10 protein-coding genes and 1 pseudogene are annotated in these 20,311 nt (G+C 58.6%); 2 read left to right on the forward strand and 9 right to left on the reverse strand.

What is annotated here, in order from left to right; all coding sequences use genetic code 11:
• Positions 1–532 precede the first annotated feature (532 nt).
• Genes Q1B21_RS17035 through Q1B21_RS17060 form a run of 6 tightly spaced genes read right to left on the reverse strand, consistent with a single transcriptional unit; the run spans position 533 to position 17,777 of the window.
• Positions 533–2,404 carry a hypothetical protein gene (locus Q1B21_RS17035; protein ID WP_299891262.1) on the reverse strand — a complete coding sequence of 624 codons (1,872 nt, stop codon included), beginning with the start codon at positions 2,402–2,404 and terminating at the stop codon, positions 533–535.
• The gene (locus tag Q1B21_RS17040; RefSeq protein WP_299891265.1) at positions 2,397–8,072 is read right to left on the reverse strand and encodes a hypothetical protein; all 5,676 of its coding nucleotides are present in this window, start codon (positions 8,070–8,072) and stop codon (positions 2,397–2,399) included. Before Q1B21_RS17040 ends, Q1B21_RS17035 begins: the two co-directional genes overlap by 8 nt.
• A 48-nt stretch (positions 8,073–8,120) precedes the next feature.
• Positions 8,121–11,423, reverse strand: a complete 3,303-nt coding sequence (locus Q1B21_RS17045) for a hypothetical protein (protein ID WP_299891268.1) — start codon at positions 11,421–11,423, stop codon at positions 8,121–8,123.
• Positions 11,420–14,809: a DUF6603 domain-containing protein gene (locus Q1B21_RS17050; RefSeq protein WP_299891271.1), complete on the reverse strand. Its 3,390-nt coding sequence runs from the start codon at positions 14,807–14,809 to the stop codon at positions 11,420–11,422. Before Q1B21_RS17050 ends, Q1B21_RS17045 begins: the two co-directional genes overlap by 4 nt.
• The gene (locus tag Q1B21_RS17055) at positions 14,802–16,364 is read right to left on the reverse strand and encodes a hypothetical protein (RefSeq protein ID WP_299891274.1); all 1,563 of its coding nucleotides are present in this window, start codon (positions 16,362–16,364) and stop codon (positions 14,802–14,804) included. Before Q1B21_RS17055 ends, Q1B21_RS17050 begins: the two co-directional genes overlap by 8 nt.
• An 18-nt stretch (positions 16,365–16,382) precedes the next feature.
• A complete protein-coding gene (locus Q1B21_RS17060; protein ID WP_299891277.1) occupies positions 16,383–17,777 on the reverse strand; it encodes a hypothetical protein in 1,395 nt (464 codons plus the stop codon).
• A 101-nt stretch (positions 17,778–17,878) separates the two neighbouring features.
• Between Q1B21_RS17060 and Q1B21_RS17065 the strand changes: the two are divergent.
• Positions 17,879–18,004 (forward strand): annotated as a pseudogene (locus Q1B21_RS17065) (IS6 family transposase); the annotation flags it as partial.
• Between the two features lie 61 nt (positions 18,005–18,065).
• On the opposite strand, the gene Q1B21_RS17070 reads toward Q1B21_RS17065, so the two are convergent.
• On the reverse strand, positions 18,066–18,299 hold the full coding sequence (locus Q1B21_RS17070; RefSeq protein WP_299891279.1) for a hypothetical protein: 234 nt from the start codon (positions 18,297–18,299) through the stop codon (positions 18,066–18,068).
• Between the two features lie 237 nt (positions 18,300–18,536).
• A complete protein-coding gene (locus Q1B21_RS17075; RefSeq protein ID WP_299891281.1) occupies positions 18,537–18,833 on the reverse strand; it encodes a hypothetical protein in 297 nt (98 codons plus the stop codon).
• 123 nt (positions 18,834–18,956) lie between these two features.
• On the opposite strand from Q1B21_RS17075, the gene Q1B21_RS17080 reads away from it, so the two are divergent.
• Complete coding sequence (locus Q1B21_RS17080) at positions 18,957–19,832, forward strand: LysR family transcriptional regulator (protein WP_299083775.1); 876 nt, start codon at positions 18,957–18,959, stop codon at positions 19,830–19,832.
• Positions 19,833–20,017: 185 nt separating this feature from the next.
• On the opposite strand, the gene Q1B21_RS17085 is transcribed toward Q1B21_RS17080, so the two are convergent.
• Positions 20,018–20,239, reverse strand: a complete 222-nt coding sequence (locus Q1B21_RS17085; RefSeq protein WP_299891285.1) for a hypothetical protein — start codon at positions 20,237–20,239, stop codon at positions 20,018–20,020.
• Between the last annotated feature and the right edge of the window lie 72 nt (positions 20,240–20,311).

Here is a 20,311-nt window from a genome sequence, read left to right on the forward strand (position 1 = left end):
CCTCTAGCGGCCAGGCGGACGCATTCGGACGGTTTCCGTCTAAATCAGAACTGCTTGATAATACCACTCATTCTACAACGGAATGCTTCGAGTTCAAATTGCACAAAAGAGAAATAGCTTCGCTTGGATAGTTTTTGCCGATGCCGGACACTCTCCGGTCGTTGTCTCGATGACGGCAACGCGCGCAAAGTGAAACAAGGATTTATCAATAGACTAGGCTGCACAATAGCCGTTTAGCGGTCTATTTATCCCGTTTCGATTGGGTTTTCGTGCACCATGGCACACTGCTGATCAACTGCAGGCCAAAGCCAGTAGAGCGAAAATGGCTCGCATTGAAAATTCGATAAATTGATTAATTTGAGTGCGCGTTTCATGAATGGAATACTTGAAAACTTGCGGAGATATGAACCTGGAATTTGATGGTCTGGCGCAGGTTTGGTTTTACTACAAAGAGGATCTATCGACGTGATGGGTTCGGCAGACAGGCGGCAGACCTGCAACAAGTGCGCACTCGTTACATAAAATTTTAGCTTCAGCGACGCTTGCGCCGCAGCTGATCAAAGCGCAGGCCACTGGACTTTTCGCCGCGGCCGGTCTGTTTGCGCACGCCCAACCAGGTGAACACTTCGCCGCCATACCACCTGGTGCGTTGAAAGCTCTGACTGATCTTGGCACCTGCGCGGGGCACTTCTTCTTCGTGCAAATCATACGGATCGCCACTGCCCAGATTGTGGCGCAGCAACGCAGTGCGCGGACGGATTGGTTCGGGCGGGTTTGGATCGCCGTCGATCAGGCGGGGCATAGCGGCCCGGCGTAGCTGGATTTCGCGGGTACTGCCGGGCACATGCACTGGCACAAAGGGGATCCAGTTTTCCGGAACGCGAGTCATCACGCGGTAACGCCACGCGGCGTCGTTTTCCAGCGGATCGGGGGGGGCGGGCAAGGGGCCGCCATCTTCGACCAACCTTTTGAAATAGCGCCGGGTTTCGTGTCCGGTACGGCGTCCGAAGCGGCTTTGACCATGCGGCAACGGCACCCGAGTTTCGATACCCCAGACCATGTTCGCCACCTCGTCACGGATCAACTCCGCGGCCTCTAGCGGGCGGCCTTCGTGGATTTTCGGTGCCGAAGGGATCACAAGCAGACTGGTATCAGCCGGAATGTCATCCGAGCCGCGCGTCGCCAGGTTATACATCGACCAACGCTGCCAATCCTCGTCATCGCCTTTGCCCGCCGCCTCAATCCACAATCGTTCGCCAAAGACGTTTGTCACGCTCAACCCGCGCACCTTGGACAAGGTACCTGCAGGCATCGTCAGTGGCAGCATGAACCAATCATTGGCGTAGACCAGCGCAAACTCCATCACCAGAAGCTTGTTGATCTCGGTCGTGTCAGGATCCACGTCGCCGAAATTGGTGCTGCCGTCCTCGAACCGCCACCAGCGCGTGTGCGGCATACCTTCAAAGCTGATCGGAGTGGGCAGGAAGCTCGACGTGGTCGCGTCCAGAACATCAGCAGGTGCCGGGGCATCCGCAACCGGACCAAGCCCGTTGCCGCCCGGTTCGAAATCCAGATTATACCAATCCAGATGGCCGTGATAATACTCATCCGCCGTTAGATGGGCCTCATCACCGCCGTGAATAGGCGCCGATGTATCAAAGGAATACTCTAGCTTAGGTGGTTGCCAGGCATCACCGACCCCTTCGTCAGGCTGATAAAACAACCGTTCATACCAGGCAAGGAACACCGCCTCGGCATCCTCGATGGGTCCGGCACTCGCCGCATTGTCTAGCGTAATCCGGTCATGCGCATGCTGGCCGGGCGTGCGCAACCAAAGCAGCAGCTCATAGCCGTCCATTGCCCGGCCCGCCAGCGCCGAGACCGCTTGCCAACTGTCCAGATGCGCGCAGACGGCGGCATCTGCGGCCACCGACGGGTCAGGTTCATCAAAGCCGAACTCATTGATGAATTTCTGCCGCAAGCCGACTTCAATCCCGTCAACGAGTTTAAGCCAACGGCGGCCCATTTCGGCACGGATATCGATTGCCATCGGTTGCGCGCCCGCTTCAAAGGGGATCGGGCGCTGTTCCACTTTGGCCTCAAGCGGGACATCGTCATCGAAGGCTTCGGCATCATGGCCGCGCGGACGGTACTTGGTCAGCTGAGAGGTTTCAAAATGCACCTTGGCCGTGACCGGTGATCCCGCGTCGTCGCCTTTGAATTCGCCCATCTGCCATTGCTTGGTCAGCATCCACAGCGCATCGCGAACTTCGGCCTGAAGCGCACGGTCGAAATCATGCCGGCGCGGCCGCCCTTCCAGACGGTTCCACAAAGTGACAGTCGGCAATGTCCGTTTGGCGGTAAACACCGCCTCGATATTCGAAAGGGCAACGAAATCATTCATCACTGTTTCCTTGCGCAATATTGGCCATGACGGCAGAAAAATTGTTGTTTTCCGAAAAGTTGAGCGCCGCCGTCAGCGGATAGAGGGTCACAGCTGAGATCACCGCGGGCAGGAACCGCCCATAGCCAGTGGTGTCGATATGGTCCGGTTCAATCGCCCGTTTGCGCGCCAGGTCCATGGTTTCCAATACGCTGTCCACCAGATCTTCCCACCGCCACGCCCCGGTGAATTCGGCAGGCAGAGCCAGCAACAGGCTTTGTGGCGGCTCAGAGTTTGGCCGATCATAGTGGAAAGTCAGGCCGGTATCTTCTGTCCGGCTGGGTATGGTCTCGGTCATTTCGTCCAGCAACAACCCGGCCTGATCTTGCGTTTCGTCGAAGGGCACCGCGTAGTGGGCGGTATAAAGCAGCTTGTCTTCGTCGATCACCAGATCGCTGCCATCCGGCAAGGTCTGCGGATAATCAAGCGCCAACCAAGGCAGATCGGGCCGGTGCGGAAATTGCAGCGGCTGCAGCGCCGGATCGGCGGTGCCAAAGGCCTCAGTCAATTGGGTGACTGTCTCAAAGGCGCCGATTTTGTCCCGGACCCGGGCAAAACCGGTCATGAAATCATCCACTGGGAAGGGTCGGCCCAGCGTGGTTTCCTGATAGGACAGGATCGCGCGATCGGCTGTAGCCCCCAACCCCCAGGCTGCGCGCCATTCGGCCCCTTGAAGGGGAGGCAGGGCAAAGCTGGGCACCATCTGGAAATCGTCGCCAAAGATCGCCTGCGCAGCCTTGGTCCGGTCTTCAACCTGTCGCCGTGGATCAGTTTGCGAATCCGCTTGGGTCATCAAAGCGTCCACCGCTTCCAGGCGCGTCGTCATTTCAGCGGCCATGCCCGCCGCACGGCTTGCCATGTCGGTGGCCAACGTGGCAATGCCGGTGACATGAGCGCTCAGGTCCAGCGGCTCGGTGTCGAAATCCGCCAAGTTCGCAAGCCGTGCCTCGATGGCGTCATGCAGGCCGGAAGCGGTGTCCTGTGCTGGGCCAATCGCCGCCAGCGCGTCGCGTTCGGCGACGAAAGCGGGGCGCGCAGTGTTCACCAGATCGTTGCGATAAGCATCCGGGTCGGCGGGTTGCGGGTCGGTGTTGGTGGCTGCGATCAGCCGCTCGGCCAGGATCAGTGTTTCGAATTTAGCATTGTCGCCCGCGCCGGGATCTCCGTCAAAGGCAGCGATCGCCGCGTCGAACTCGGCCAGCCGGTCATCCAAGCGCTGCACCCGGTCGGTGAGCGTGGTTTGCAGCCCTGCAAAGATCCGGCCCCGGTCGCCATAGATCACCCCAGTTCCGGCCTCCAATTGCGCAAAGGGCTGCGCCGCAAGAATAGCAGTCACGAAATCGTCGGCGGTGACATCAATCTGTGTCACGATTTGGGCGGTGGGCTGCGGGTCGGCATCGATTTGTGCCGACAACGCAACCGCAAAACTATCCAGATCGTCTCGCGCCGCAGCCATGGCTGTTCGGTTCAGGGCAATGCGTTGTGGATCAAGCGAGACACTCACGTCCTGTGTCTCGGTTGCCTCGTCTTGCAGGGCCATGTCGGTTGGTCGCAGCGGGCGCGATTCAAGCAACATCCGACGCAAAGGTTTGATCATCGCCGTCAATTCAAAGAACGGCACATGCCCGGCCAGCGTACCAATACGGCGGCGATAATGGATCGTCATCGCCACATCCGGGCGCGGGGCATGAGTGCGGATCACATGCGCCTCTATCATGTCATCCAGCGCCTTGCCCGCCCGATCATCATCGGGGTCGAGCACGTACGGCATGTCCAGTGGAGCCAGTCCCAGGTCGGCCTGACTGACCTCGTGTTCAGCAAGCGATGCACCATCCGGCCCTATCAACTCGACAACACAGGCAACGCGCGCGGCGGCGGGCAGCACCCCGGCCAGCCAGGCATCGAGAGCCGGTTCACAGCGCGCACGCGGCGAAATGCGGGCGGCATCGGCCGGATCCAACCCCACCTGCAGATGCAGCGCAACGCGGTGCGTCAGGTTCACACCGGTGCGCGGCGTGCGGATCACGTCGGGCGTAGCCGGGAATTTACCTTTGGAATAGGTGTTCAGAACAGCGCCTGCCCTGTCGTAATTACCCTGCACCACCTGATGCACACTTTCGGCCATTGCCAGATCGGCCACGGCATCGGCAATATCCAGAAGACGTTTTGCCTCATCACTGATTGCCGTGGCTTGCGCCGGGCTTGCTGGAGGCAGATCATCACCCAGCCCAAATGGGTAGTCCTGCGCACCGTCTTTCAGGTGATCAACGAATTCCAGCCCATCAATCACATTGCGCGCCTCGACCTTGCGAATGCTGATCGCCTTGCCTGAGCGGGTCGGTCGCAGCCGGTCCCCGGCCAGCGGGAACACTTTGCGCAGATCGTAGATGAACTCATCCACCTCGACATCGTGACGGTCGTGCAAGCCACGTTCGAACTGATATCCCAGCAGAGCGGCAAGGTTTTGGTCGGCCTTCATCCCTTCGATGATCGACAACGCCATGCGCACACGTTCGGATGTCAGGTTCACCGCCAGACTCTCGGGATTGCCCGGGGTTGCGTTGGATACATAGCCATTGCGCAGGACCGCCGCTGTCACCGCATGGTTCAACGATGGCGCGTGGATATATCCCTGGTTCTTGTCATCGCGGGCCAGCGGCGGCGCGTCCGGTGTGTTGAAGATTGCCCCCAACTCACCGTCTAGACGCACAGGCTCTAGATTCTTGAACTCGGGCCGCACGTCTTCAAGATATCCCCAAGCGCCAACATATAGCCCGGTTTGCGCGCCGGTTTCGCCCCGGTCCGTCTGTCCGTCGCCATCCAGATCAACAGGCGCCGAATAGCGCATCTGCTCAAGCTGCGCGCTCATCAACCCGCCATACCAAGCGTCCAATCGGTACGTGCACAAATCCAAATGCTCGGCAAAGCACCGTTCCAATGCGGCGGTGGGCCGCCCACTTAGATGATCCAGTGCGCGCAACTGACGGCTCAGATAGGCCGTGGCCGTCATCGTGTTCATCACCGTCGGGATGAAATCGCCAATGCGCCGATCAGCCACTCCTGTGATCGTTGCCTCGCGCTGGTACAACCGCGCCCAGCGCGAATTGCCTGCCGCCTCTTGCGCGGGATCGGCCAGCGCTGCCTCGCTCACCTGGATAAATTCCGGCTCACGCCGGGCTTGTCGCGCTTCAATCGAGGTCATCAATCCGGCATTGACGAACAGTTGCACGCTGGTCTCGACATAGCTTAAGTCCAGCGCGTGGCGCATCATGTGATACAACAACGCGCGGGGCCGCCCATCGGCAAAGCCCTCTTGTTTGCGCAGCGTGTCATGAGAGGTCGCCGCCGCCTCACGCAGCCAAGCCAGATAATTCTGCCCGGTATCGGTATAGGCGCGGATCGCATCCGTTTCCGACAGCGCCACATCATCGATCAGCGGCCCGCTCAGATTATTGGGCGCGCGGGTGAAGTACTTTTCCAGAATGGACGGGATTTCGGCGTCTTCCGCACTGGGGTCATAGCCGTATTCCCTTAGCAAATTCAGCCCACTGGTAGCGTATCCCAGTGCAATGACAAGCGCGAGCAACCCGCCACCTGCCCCGCTCAACCGCATCCGGTTATACAGTTGTTGCAAGCTCTCGGCATAGCGCTGCTGAAACTCGACGGAACCGGGATGCAACCCCAGAACATCCAACAACACCTGTTGTGGGTCTGCGGTGCCGGGCTTGCCGATGAAAGACACGCGATCCAAAAGCGGCTCAAGATCACCCTCGAACTGCCGCATCATGCTATACAGGCGGAGCAGGAATGGATCGCCCCCAAGCGCACCAGTGTTCACACTGGCCGCACCAATCGGATCGCGGTGCCTCGGCGCCATCCATCGCAGGCGTGATCGGGGTGTGACCGGCAAGATACCATAAGGTTGTCGCCCAATACGGATCGCTGGGATATTGCCGCGCGCCGACACATGCCGGTTGAAGAAATCGCGCAGCCGCCGGATCGTCGCATCCTCAAGCACCGGTTGCAGCATCGTGTCACAGAAATAGCCAAGCGTTGTAGGCCACAGCGCCACATTCATCGCCTTGGCATCGCAGATATCGGTGCGCCCGTAATGCGGGATCACGCGCAACGCCCCCGGGTCAAGCCCCAGCATCTCGGCCAACCAACGCCCATCGGTTTTGTCATACCAACCTGCGGGGTCGGGCGGGGCTGCGCCAAAATAGTGATCAAAACTGACATCGGGATCTTCGCGCCAGTTGTAATCCGAGGCAGCGCTTTCCACGTTGTTTGTGGGCCGTCCCTGCGGCAGTATCGTAAAGCCGGATTTGGACCGGTGATGGCGGCTGATCAGGTCTTCCATCCCGGCGCGACCTTCCTCGGCATCATCGCGCAGGCGAATGCCCAAGATCAGAACCTTGTCGAATCCACGGCGAAATGCCACCGGATCCAGCGGGATGCGAAAGCCCATGCCAACCGAAACGGCCCTATCAAAGTCGGTGAGCCATTCCATTTCATCACCGACCTTTAGATCTTCACCATCAGGGCGGATCTGTTCATCCTCTTCGGCCTGTGGGTCCGGGGCCACCGCCAGATCCGGCTGGATCGGTGCGCCCAAGTGTTCCTCGGTCACTTCGCCATCATTGAGACCCATGAATACCAGACGATCCGGCAACAGCCGCGCGCGTGGTGTTGTGGCCCAGCCCTGCAGCCGCAATCCGGCATCCTCGTCGGTGGGGAAATGCAGAAAGGCGACCTGCACCTGCACATCCGCACGGGCCACGCCCTCGGACGGAGTGTCTGCGAGGTTGGTAGGAATGTAGCTTTCGCGTAACTCCTGCGCCCGCGCCGCATTTGTTGCGGCCTCCAGCGCGCTCAGCGCAGCGGCTTGCGCAGCAAGGTCTTCGCCTGCAGTCCAGGTTGCGGCCCAATACGTCCGCAGGGCATCGGCCTCGGCAGGGCCCAGCGGAGCGCGGGTCGGGATGGTCAAGACGATCCATGCGCCGTTTTCAGGCGGATCCGGGCGGTCGGCTTCGTTCAACGGCATGTAGGCCTGCGTGATCCAGTGAGATCGCCCAGCGCCCTGCCCGGCCATCATCACAGCCCAAGCGCCACGCTCCTGTGCTTCGACACCCCCTGCTGCCCAAATCCCGGCCCAATAGGCGCGCGCGCTTTGCGCTTCGGTATCTGACGGCGTGTCTTCGAAACTGTCGACCGAGAAATCGTCGGGGTATACCCGCACCCAAAGCTGCCCAGTGTCACCATCGGTCTCATCCGCTGGTTTGAATCGCGTTTCAATGCGCAACGGCACCAGACAGATGGGAATACGGTCGTTCAGATTGGAGATACGCTCGCGCGGGTGTACGGCGGCGAACTGCGCCACCAGGTCCCTTTCAATCAGACGCGCCTCGGCAAGGCGCGCCCGTCGATCGGCTACGACCACTTCGTGCTCGGCAATGCGCGCGTCCAGCTCTGCTGCTGCATCCGGGTTCTCACCGCCACGCCCTTGGAGCCAACGGGCTCGACCGCTGCGTTCCAAAGCCGCGCGGGCAGATCGCAATGCGCGATCCTGATTTTCGACCTCGGCGTGGGCTGCGGCAAGCTCGGCTTGGCGGTCTTCGAACTCAGACATGGCCCCTTCCCCGCGCATTCGCGCTGTATGTTATGCCAACCTGTCCGCTCATTCCGGCAACATCTCGGCGGCATGCACACCCACCAGAACCGGCACCTGATAGAGGATGTAGGCCAGTTCGGCGGCATTCATCTGCGGGCGCCATTCGATCTGCAGGTCTTCGGGATGCTGGGTGACGACGAATGAGTTGGCATCATCGGGCGGCGCGCTCAGGTTCAGCGTTGGCGTACCAGCGCCGATTTGCAGAAACCCGTCATCGGCCGCCGGATCAAACACGTCGGGCCAGGCCAGATCGTTCCACGTCACCAGATCGCCCGCGCTTTCGATATCCAGTCCAAAACGTGGCTCGCCCGGGCGTTCCTTGATCACGAAGAACCAGCCAGGATCTTCGTCGCCTTCTTCGCCCGTGCCGCCTTGTGCTTCTGAGGCTGTCAAATCAAACCCGATAAAGGTGATATCAGGTGGCGCTTTCGCCTCATAGAGCGGCGTTCGGACAAGTTCCTCTTCGCTGCCTACCGTTTCGAATTCGCGCGGGTTGAAGCGGTCAATCTCGCCCTCTTCGGTTAACCGCCAGCGGGCGCGCTGTGCATAGATCACCGCGTTTGGGTATTTCTTCAAAAGCTCGCCCCGGATCACTAGAACGACCTCTTCCTCGTCATCCCCGGGTTCTTCGCGGTGGTCGTGATCACCCAGATCACTGAACCGCGACCAGAGGTGAATGGGCGGAATATCCCTAAGTTTCTCGCGCAATTCCTCTGCGCTCAGCCCATCGCGGTCCAGAACGCCGGCCGGGTCCCAAAACTGACGAAAATAGCTGCCGCGCTGATCTGTTGGGTATTCGCGCCATAAAAGCTCGGCACCCATGGCGACGTTCAGGCCCAACATATAGGCCTCGATAAAGCGCTGATTGGTCTCAAGCAGGGTGATCGTGTTGGGCGGGATCTTGTCGATATTGGGCAGGAAATTGTCCCCCGGCAGCGCCAGCAACGGCTCGTACATGGGGATATCGAATTCCGGATAGGCCATTGCCTCGCGGAAGATCTCAAAATTCAGCGCCACAATATGGGCAGGGAAGGTGATGCCAGCATAGGTGAAGTCCGGGATCGTAACCTTGGGATCCAACCCAGTATAGACCGATCCGACGATCGCCGGAATGTCGATGGGGTCACGCTGCGGAAACTGACCAATGCTGGCGCTGACATCCAGCAGCGCATGCACATCTTTCAGCGCCCCTTTGAAACGGATCGCCTCGGGGCTGTCCGAGGTTCCGGGCACCGGTTCGGGCAATTCGGGTACAGTTCCGGTCGGGGGCGGGACGTCCGCCAGTTCAAAGTCGGGATACTCGGGCAGCGCATCAATGACCTCGGGCGCATTGCCTTCGGGCAGTACCGCATCTGCAATCTCGCGCGCCCTTTGCAGCCGCTCGATCAGGATATAACCGGCGACGCCCAAAGCTATGGCAATCAGCGCTGGCAGCCAAAGCGCCAGCAGTAGAAACAGCAGCGCAATCAGCGCAAAGATCCCCAGCACGATCCATTTCAGAAACGGGTTTCGCAACACGTCTTCGGGGATTGGCAGCCCGCCCAACGGGCCGTCTTGTTCAATCTCTTCGGCCAGCTCTTCGACAGTCGGCAATCCTTCTGGTGTCACGCGCGGAGGCGCGGCGCTGATTTCGCCGCTGTTGACCCGGTCCACCAAATCCTCCGGGCCTTTTGGGTTGTCAAACCCCAGCTCGGCGGCAACATGATCGCGCGGTCGCAGGATACGCCGCATCGTAGGCGACAAGATTGCGCTTGGCACCGTGCTTTGCCGCAACTGATGCCGTACGTTCACCCCTTGCGACAGCACCCGCCGCTGCACCGGAGCGGTCAGGTACAGCGCCCGCTGCGTACTCAGATCGCGCACGCCGCCCAGGCTGCTGCCATACCAAGCGCCCGTGGCAACCTGTGCCATCTGAGCCAGTCGGATGCGTCGGTTAGCGGCAATGATATCGCCCACCTGTTCCCAGGCGGCGTCCATGTATTCTTCCTGGTTCTTCTCCAGCACCTTGGTGCCAAACCCCGCCGCGACGCGGAAGCGCGGATCCAGGTTGACCTCATGCAGCCAGTTTTCATCGGGTGTGATCGGATCACCATCGGCCTCTGACAGCAAACGATCTTGCAACGCGTGCCAGCGCCCATACAGCGGCGGCGTGATCAGCGGATCGGGATCGCCGTTCTGCTGATAATCGTCGGCTAAGTTGATGAAATCGGCCAACCCGGTCTGGAACGCATGTGGAAATGGCTGGTCCCAATCTTCAAAAGCCTGGCGTTCCGCCTCCTCGTCGTCATCCAGCGCTTCGTCTGGCACTTTCAGCGCACCGCCAAGGCGCAACACTCCGTCCAGTTCCGGGATCGCAATCCCCGGCAGGTTTGCACCGGGGCGCTGCACATCCATGTCGCGCCGACCCAGCCGGGGGTCTGGCGGGCGCGGTTTTAAAAGACGCACGAGGTATTCGAAATCGCCAATCTCGCCGGTTTTGAAATACCAACGGTGATAGAAGGGGTAGAGCCCCGGCACTGGTCGGCCGGTATAATTGGCCCAGGCCGCCTGCGTGGCAAAGCGTTCGGCATTGCCATCATCGGGCGGCAGGCCAAGCCCTGCAAGCCTCCCGCTTTCAAAACTGGGCATCAGGAACGCGTGATAGCCGGTATCTGGCGCAAGGCGGCGCGGTGAAATAATGCGGGAATAGGCGTGGTCCGCATTGGATTTCAGCACATTTTCAAGCCGAGTGCCCGCCATATCCCCATCGGTGGAACGTGTTGTGCCATCCGACTTGATCAGATCGCGGTTCACATGAACGTGGGCCCATCCCCAAAGCTGATCCTCGGGGGGAAAGGTGGTCTCGGTGGCAGCGCCCAATTCGATGGCGGGTAAGGGGCGCGCCGCATTGATGCCCGCCTCGCTGAATTCGTCATCGCGCAGTACCACAAGGATGATCCAGGGGCGCAGCCGGTGCAGCGCCAGATCCGGCGCCGCAGGGGTGTAGCGCCAAGGGAAATCTTCTTCGTAGAACTCGATATACGGTAGATAGTTGGGTTCGAAATTGGTGATGTTAGCGCGTGGCTCGACCTTGACGATGGCGCTTTGATTGATGCCAACGACGTCACCCGGGCCGTAGAGTTCAACATCACGGGTGACATTGGCGGTCAGATCTGTGTCGCCTTCGACCGGCTCACCCGTCAGCTCCAGCGCGACCTGCATTGTTGCGCGGGCCGTGACGGACGGGTCCATATCCGTACTGGAGATGTTGTTAGCCATGCCTAAGCGTAGCCACGGCAGGAAGGAATATGTGCCAAGCGTGTCGCTCATGCCGCCTGCCTTACTTCATGGCCGCGCAGCACGTGGGCCTTGCCGGCGAATTCCGGATCAGCCTGGGTCTGTTGGTTCATGAATTCCTGTGCCCTTGCCTGACTGAGGAACACGACCTCACCTACGTCTTCAAGCGGTGTGTTGTCGGCCAGATTGGCCACCACATAGGCATTGGGCGAAACCGCGATCTTTTCATCCAGCAGATGCTTGCGCGTCTTGGAACGGATCGACATCGGTGCCTGCGCCACCGCATTGCCGCCAAGGAAATGAGTGAACAGACCCGCAATCAGTGTGACAATCCCCATCAGGAACGGACGGAACGCTTTGTCGATTATGATCGTCTCATAGCGCACGACGCGTTTGGTCATCAGGCTGGTCTTGCTCTGATTGCCGGTAACCGACAATTCGACACCAGCCTCTTCCATCTCGAAATCTGACGATTTCAGCTTTTGATCATCGCTTAGATCTTGGAATTGCCCGATGGCAAAGCTCTCGTCGATCCGGCCACGCCGTTCGATCCCTATCGTGGCGGTCTCAATGCTGAACCTGTTGGCATCGTTAGGGCGCTGATTACCGATCTTGTCCAGCGTCAGCCCCAGCGGCACCGCGCGCTGTGTGATCGATAGGCTGCCAACCGGGTGCAGCACCAGTTCGGTCTGCGCATCGACCGTGCGCAGCGAAACCAGCAGCGCATTGGCATTTTCCAGCTTGGCGGTCCAATTCTCCACTTTCTCGAATTCGGCCGCCAGGATCGGCATCATCGAGATCGGCGGCAACTTGGTGTCCTCCTTGTCGCCCCAGGTCTTCGAGAAATCCACATCCACATCCCAGAACAAGACCGAAATGCTGCCCGTGCCCTCGATGTGCCAGGGTGATGTCCCTTCAAGCGAGCCGCGGAAGCGGACTGAAAACAACCCAGCGCCAAATAGCTTTACCGACAGCGAGGCAGAGATGGTAATGTTGAAATAGAAGGGCGAGAACTGGAACAGCGCATCAAAGGCGATATGCCCTTCGATGCTGGCAATCTTGATGCCGAAATACAGCGTGGCGCGGGCACCAAACTGCACCGTGTTGGAGGTGACCGCGAAGTAAGCCGTCACAATTACCTTGGCCACCGGTGTGTTCAGCACGTTGATGGCGATCCGGGGAATATCCTGAAACGGTAGCGCCGGTGGGTTGTAGATCGGGTGGAAACCGCCCACTGAGACCACGAAATTGCTGTCGTCTCCGAAGGCCGCCAGAACTCCCATGCCACCTTCCAGCGTCATGTAAATCACGCGGCTGTCATAGAGCGCCGCAAAGAACCAACCGCGTTTTTTGTCAAACTCGATGGCGCCCATGAAGGCGACGTTGATGATGATCAGCGGCACGCGTTCGTCCGGGATCGCCACCGTCAGCTTGCCAACAATCGCCACATTGCCTGGAATCTCGATCAGGATCCCAAGGGACAGGCTGATCAGCGTCGGCGTGCCCCAACCGAACTTGGCCATGGGCCCGATCAGGAACACGTCCTCTTCAATCGGGAAGAAGGTGCGCAGATCGGAAATGATCCGCGGTGCATTGGCTATGACATCCTGTGGGAACAGGATGGTGTCGATGCTACCAGATCTGGCCCCAGCCACCAGAGCATCCAGATCCATCGACCGGTTCAGCCCGACAAGCCCGCCAACCCCGAGAAGGGTAAACCCAAAGCCCAACTGAATGCCCGGATTGAACTCGACCGAAATGATCGCCAAAAATGCGAACCCGTCCGATCCGTCGGGCATCTTGGTGTTGATAATACCGATTGCCGTAACCTCGACGATCTCGAGAATGGCCAGTTGCAGCACGCCGGAATATTCACCCCGGTCAGGATCGATGCGCAGATACCCGCCACCGCGAACCGCACCTGCGTCGATGGAAACGCCTACACCCACAGGCGGCTTGAAGCCGACACCAAAGTCCAGCGGACCAAGATTGCCCTGCCCGTTCTCGGCAATCTCGAAATCGGCGGTCATGCCGATCTGTTCGACCACCATCTGCAGCGGACCAAGATTACCCTGTATGTCCGTCGCGATTCCAATCGGGAACGAACCGTTGTCGATCCCGACGCTCAGCGTCAGCGCTCCGATCTTCACAACGCCCAGATCCACATGCAGCGGCACCTGAACTTCCAGTGTTGCGCTGCCGTGAAAGAACAAACCCTTTTCTGAGGAGAAGCCCATGCCGATATCGAAATCGGATTCCAGCTCGATCCCCGACAGAAGTGTGGAAATGAATCCATCGCCTTCGCTGAAATCAATGACGACGCGGCCGCCCTGCACCTCGCCCGAGACAATAACCTCGCCATCTGCACCCGCGGCTGAGGCCTGCATCAGCGCCTCAAGCCGAGCCTCGAACTGTCGCGCTTCGACCCGACTGGCATCCGCTTGCCCAATAATTGTGAAGGGCTGGCCATCTGCCGAGCCTGCCGTAAAGACCAGCGCCGCCTTGCCCGCCGCCGACCCTGCCGGCGGCGTAAATGTCACATTGCCCGTCGGGCTGATTGTGGCGCTGAAATCCGGCACGATTTCCGAGGTCAACTCTAGCGCGACCGACCAGCCATCACCGTCGAATGTCGGTGTCCCATCAAAGCCAATTGTGTCATTGAAGCGAATCTCCAACCCCGGAGGAGTCATCGACGTGTCAGCCGAAATCTCGGCCACAACCGCATCCAGAACCGGCGGGTTCACCCCTGTATCAACGATGGCAGGCAACCCATTGCGCGTCAGTTGCCGCCGTAGGATCGGCAACAGCACAGATCCGTCAAAGCCCGGTGTACCCCAGCCGTACTTGTCTGCCATGGCCTGAGCCGGATTGGTCAGCACATCGCCCAACCGTTCGAGCGCGATCCGGCGATGCAACACCTGTTGTCCGCCCACGGTGACGGGTTCCAAATCGAACAGGCCGAGCAGTTCCAGCGCCTCGGCACCTCCGGGGCTATTTTCGGCATAACGGATGATCAGAACATCCAGCAGTCGACGCGGCAATTCCGCCAGTTCGGCATTGCTGGCCCCCGGATGAGGTCCCAGAGCCTGCAGCGCTGTGGCAAAGTCGTCAGCGTTTTCGATGAAGGATTTGACGTCTTGACCCAGTTGGATGGCCGTGGACAGGATCGCGCCGAAATCTTCGGCCTCGATATGCTCGATCAGGGTTTCCAACCGCGGCAACAGCACGGCGGCATCCTGAGCCAGTGCCGCGCCCGCGGATTGCAGTGCGCCTTCGGTTTCGACACCGGCGCGCGGCTCATACCCCATTTCGGCCAGCAGTTCGACAACCTGCCCTTCGCTCAGCCGTTCGCGCACCGGCTGAATGATCCGCGCCAACCAACTGGCCAGGGCTTCGATGGTGCCGGTGTCATCAGCCATCCTGCGTCTCCAGTTTCTGGGCCTCGGGTGCGTGTTTCGTCAGCAGACGCACCCCTTGCGCGGCCGTTGTGACCCGGCCGATCATCGCTTCAAGCTGATCCCCAAAGTTATCCAAATCAGCACGCAACTCAGGGCTGCCTTCGCGCCACAACGCCATGCGCATGGCTTTGGCCAGCATCAGTGCATCGACCCCGTCCACCTGTTGGGGCAGAGTGTATTCCGGTTTCTGTGCGCTGCGCACCAGCGCGGCAAGCCAAGCTGGCCCCGCCCCGCGTTGCCAGGCCAATGTGACCCCGCGCTTGCGGTTTACATGTTTCAATACTTCGTATTGGTGCCGCTCAAAAATCTCTCGCCAGGCGCGGCCTTGGGGCGTTGCACTCAGCATCCGGTCCAGCGCTTCGGCCACCTGATCCACGCCCGCGCGGGCGAATGTGACATCACCAATGGCGACCTCTCCGGCACTGGTGTCGATGTCATGATCCAACGCTGCAATCGGCGCCCCGGGCGCAGCCCCCAGCCCAGCGCGGGTTCCCGGAACGGTGATCTGCAGCGCCGTCTCGACATCCTCGATATGACAGGCAAAGCCGAAATGCCGGTTATTGGCTGGATCGTTGAAGCCCAGGCAATACAGGCCCACAATCTCTCCGGCTTCATTTACCACTGCCGATCCGCTGTCACCGCTTGTTCCAAACGGGATGGTGTCATCAAAATCACCCGCAGCCGCGTCCCAGGTCACGATCATGATCAGATTGGTAAAGTTGAAACTATCCCCGGCAGGCAGATCAAAATCAGAGTAGTCCACGGCGCCTGTGACGTCTTTACTGGCATTCACGATGCGACCCAGAGTCCTGTCCGTGGATCGACCCGTCTTGGTCACAAGATCATTGACCTGCGCCCGGCGGATCCCCGTCATCTGGACAGAGTTATCAGTGCCGCCAGTTTCCGTGTTACGGGTCCTGTTCTCGTGCTTGATCGGACTTTTGCAGCAGCAACTGGAGCCTTCTTCGTCCAACAAGGCAATCGCGCAATCGACCGCGCCGCCGATGCTGCCATCCACAACCTCGCCAACCCGGGTGTCACTGCCCCTTGGTGGTTGCAATGCCTCGTGCGGCTCTCCGGTGATGTCCAGCAGATCCCGGTCTCGGTATAACACGTGGTAGTTGCTCACCAATACCGGTTTGCTATCGCTGTTGCGCCTTGCGAAAAAGCCTAGGGTGCCCGCGTGATCGGGGCTGGTACTCAGGGACACGCCGGACAGCAGCGGACGCACACGCGTGCTGTCTTCCGGCAAAGGTGGCCCGTCGCTTGGGCGCAGAAAGGCCGGGTTCAGTTCCTCATCCACGTCCGTGCGCAGATTGCCCACAAGCCTCGGCACCACCGCGCCCTTTGGCAACTCGGCTTCGCTGCGTTTCTTGTCCACATAGACGACCACGGCGAGCTCTTGCGTCAAACGCCCGTTCACGCGCCTCAATCCCAAGCCCACATCCGTCACATTCGGCAAGGCACGCAGCATTTTCAGAGCGGGCTTGGCAATCAGATCTTTTGCGTATGTCATCTTGCCCCTTTCCCTCGTCTAGCCTGCGTTTCGGGCCGCGGCCTCTTGGGTCGCCTTGATGTTGTGGTAAGCCAGCCAAAGTTCATCGGCTGTCCGACAACCCTGCAATATCGGGATCCAACCGATACCCTCGGCCCGGATATCCGCCTTGAGTGCTTCACTGCCGTGCTGTTCCAGCGCCGTGGCCATCGACAGAAGCAATTGTGTGAAACTGACCCCATCCACGTCGTCTGGCACCCGATAGCTTGTGACCCGAGTGGTACGCTCGAACGCGGCCGCAAAAGCGGGCCCTTGCCCTCTCTGCCACCTCAGACCAACCTCGCGATTGGTCTGGATCAGGTTCCACACTTCATTCCAATGCTGTGCGACCTTGCGACCCAGAAGATCTTGGCTGTCGGTTTCGGCCCACAGCATGGCCTCCCAATCCCGTCTCCGGATGACCCCGTCCGATCCGGGCTGCGGCAGCATCGCCACGGCGGGCATCGCCGCTGCGGTGGTGCTTTGCGCGAAGACAGTGATATCCAGCGCGGCTTCGACATCGGCGATCGGGTTGGCTACACCGGCATTGCCATTCTGCCCCCAGATCAGTCCGATAACATTATTGTCCTCATCCAGCAGCGCCGAGCCTGAATCGCCCCCTTCCACGAAATTTGGATGCGCTGCATCCGGCGTAACGAAAATCTGATCGGTGAAGCTGAGGCCGGAGTCCGAACTGGTCGTTGCAAAATTGACCATCGATACCGTCCCAGTCGTCAATTCGGTCGTGCGTCCACGCTTTCGAACCGCGTCCCCAACAACGGCGAGGCCCGTGCCGGCAATTCCTCCGATCTCGACGACTTCTTGCAAATGCTGGATATCCGCATCAATCGACGCGATTGCGCAATCGACTGTGCCACCGATGGACCCGGCCAACACCGCCCCGACCTTGCCAGCCCGGCAACAGCAGCAGCAGCTGAAATCTGGCTGGGCTATTTCAATCCCGGTCGCCGTCGCGCTTTTTCCTGCAAACATCACGTGATGATTACTCAGAGCTACCGTCGCGCCACCCGAATTCTGTGTCGCCAGGCAGCCCAGCGTACCGACGGAACCGGTTCCGTTGCCGATCTGAATACCTCCCCGGATGGGACGATATCGCGAGGTGTCGGACATTGCCTTTGTTGGCGTCCACACGAAGACATCAGTCTCGATTCCATCAATCTCGGAAGGGATCATCTCTTCCGGCGATAATTCGCTTATCGGGCGCTTTTCCTCGACCCCAATGCGCAGCACGATGTCGTCGGTCATCTTGCCATCGGTGACTTTCAACCCGACCGCCACCGTCTTGACACCTGGAATTTCCAGCAGTCGACCTTCGACGCTTTTTAGAAGAGTTTGCACCTGAACTTGGCGCTTTTTTCGGGCGTCCCTATCCATTCAGATACCTTGCCACGACGAAAATAAAGGCCGCAAAAAGAGAAAATAATACCCACGATTGTAAGTCCGACCGCGATTCCATACAACACAAGCGTGCAGTTTCACGACGTCCTAACAAGCCAGCAACGACAATGTTCTTCACCCGGATGTTGCAGACAAATGGATTGCCGAGGAAGATTGTGATCAACAAGAGCGGTGCCAACACCGCAGGCATAAAGGCTATCAACTGAGTGCCAAGAGCCTTCAGCAACCTACTCTGTCACTCAGCGATCCCGGGAAGCGTGTAACTTATTTCAAGAAGTCTTTTTGCAAAGCGGGGGGAACCGTTTGAGTGTCTCGTTTGTCGGTTTGTTGCTCTTCAAACCCCAATGCAGTCTCAGGCTTACCCGCTCTTTCGAGCTGCGTCGGATTGGCGAATGACAGCGTGAATATGGCAACCAAGATCGCTGCACCTGCTATGAACAACAGGTTTTCTGCAAGCCGTTGGATTTCTGCTTTGGTGGGCATGATTTTCGAGGTCATAGTTTTAATCCTGTTTGATACAGTCAATACGATGGACCGACACAACTCGCAGGGCAGGAAAGACTCCTTGGGATCACGCATCGGAACACGGTGAGTCCGCTTTCGGGAATAAGGCGTTCCCACTTCGTTGGTGTTCTGCCAAACCCGTCAGGAATCGGCCCAACAGACGCGCCGCGGAGACTTTTTCCAACTGGAACCGATGGGCGTGATACCGCCGGACGGCGGCGAGTAGCGTCACTAGCTATGAATTTTCTTTGTGCTACTGTTCATCGCAATATATGGGACGCGGTACCCCGCAAAGTCAGCAATGTTCGGCAGTTCGCGGGGATTGTGACCAAGCGCGCGGACCAGCTCTGAACGTGTAACGCCCGCATCCTTCAACATGCGTTCATCTCCCGCAAGCAGCCGCTCAATCTCTTTTTTTCTTGCCTTTTTGATACGTCTTGCATGTACCCAAGATCTAACTCTTGTTGCCCATCCTCTGATTGGATCGCTCACTTGAGTAGCGCTCACACAGTCATTTTCATAAGCCATCTCGAACACTCCATGTCTGAGTCTTCAGACAATATGGGACTAGACAAGCCATTAATGAAACGAGTAATGCTAATACTAGACATTCATAGAGATTATGTCTTTACCGTATTCAGGGGAGCCGCCATGAATCCAAATTTAGAGAGTGATCTTTTGCGCACTCTTACCGCCATCGCTGAAACCGGGAACTTCACGCGCGCGGCAGAGGCCGTTGGCCGAACTCAATCGGCGGTGAGTGTTCAGATGAAGAAGCTGGAAGACATAGTTGGTGAGCGCCTGTTCGAGCGTGGCCCACGGGGTGTCACGCTTACACCTCCGGGAGAACAGCTTGTAACGGATGCAAGACGTATACTCTCTCTTCTCGATCAGGCAGCTGTTTCACTGCATTCTGATCCCCTTGATGGGTTCGTCAGGATTGGCATTCCGGAAGAATATGGCGGGACAGTATTGCCCCATGTCCTGTCACGATTTTCAAAGAAGCATCCGCTAGTCGAAGTAACCGTTCGCTGCGCAGCGTCATCGGAATTGAAGGCGGAACTGGACAAGGGTGAACTTGATCTCGTCGTCGTCCATGAGGAAGCAGGCAGAATTGGCGGTGAGGTTCTTCTGAACGATCCGGTGGTTTGGGTTACATCGGACAAGCACTTTCAGCACGAATGTGTTCCGATGCCTGTTGCTTTGTGTGATCGGGGATGCTGGTGGAGGGAATGGGCAATTGCGAGCCTCGATCAGCGTCAAAAGGACTATCGGATAGCCTATGTAAGCGGGAGCACGTTTGGCTTACAAGCCGCAGTCTCATCCGGCATTGCCGTGGCGGTTCTGGCGCAAAGCCAAGTCCCGCCTGATTGCCGCGTGCTGACACCGGAAGAGGGATTCCAATATCTTCATGGGACAAATATGGTTCTCCGGCAGAGAGTTCAGAGCAAATGCAGCACAAAAACAGGGATGGCACAGGCAATTCGTGAGGCTTTTCAGAAACCTGAGCTTGCAGATGCCGTTTGATTGCGGGGATGTTGACAAACTAAGTTGGCTTTGGCCATAACCCCAAAACACGCCCCGTGGGATGATTGGTGGCCATGCGGTGTTCGCCTCAGGCCAAATTCCGGCGGAGATACAACCACTTAACCAACCCACTGGTCACAGTCTGTCGGAGTTTAGAGCCGTCTTGGCTCAGCTCATTGGAAAATCTAGCAGCTGCCCCATCCGCAATGCGTCGTCCGACGTTTTGATTTCAACGCTGGTACCAATATCTCAGTCGCCACAACGCTGCCCATCTCTTGACCAGCGTAAGCGAGAATTGCCGCCATTCGCATTTCATCCCATGAACCGAGCAGCCAAGGCGTAATCAACCGGGCTAATGTCTCCTTAGCGATCTCGTGCTGATCCAGAAGACTCCATATCAGAGACATGATATCCACCTGAGTGTTTTAAGAGTCCAATATGGAATAAGTCGCCCTCTACATCGTTGTCTTTCCGAAACA

Origin of the sequence: uncultured Ruegeria sp. (assembly GCF_947504215.1) — a bacterium.
GTDB lineage: Bacteria > Pseudomonadota > Alphaproteobacteria > Rhodobacterales > Rhodobacteraceae > Ruegeria.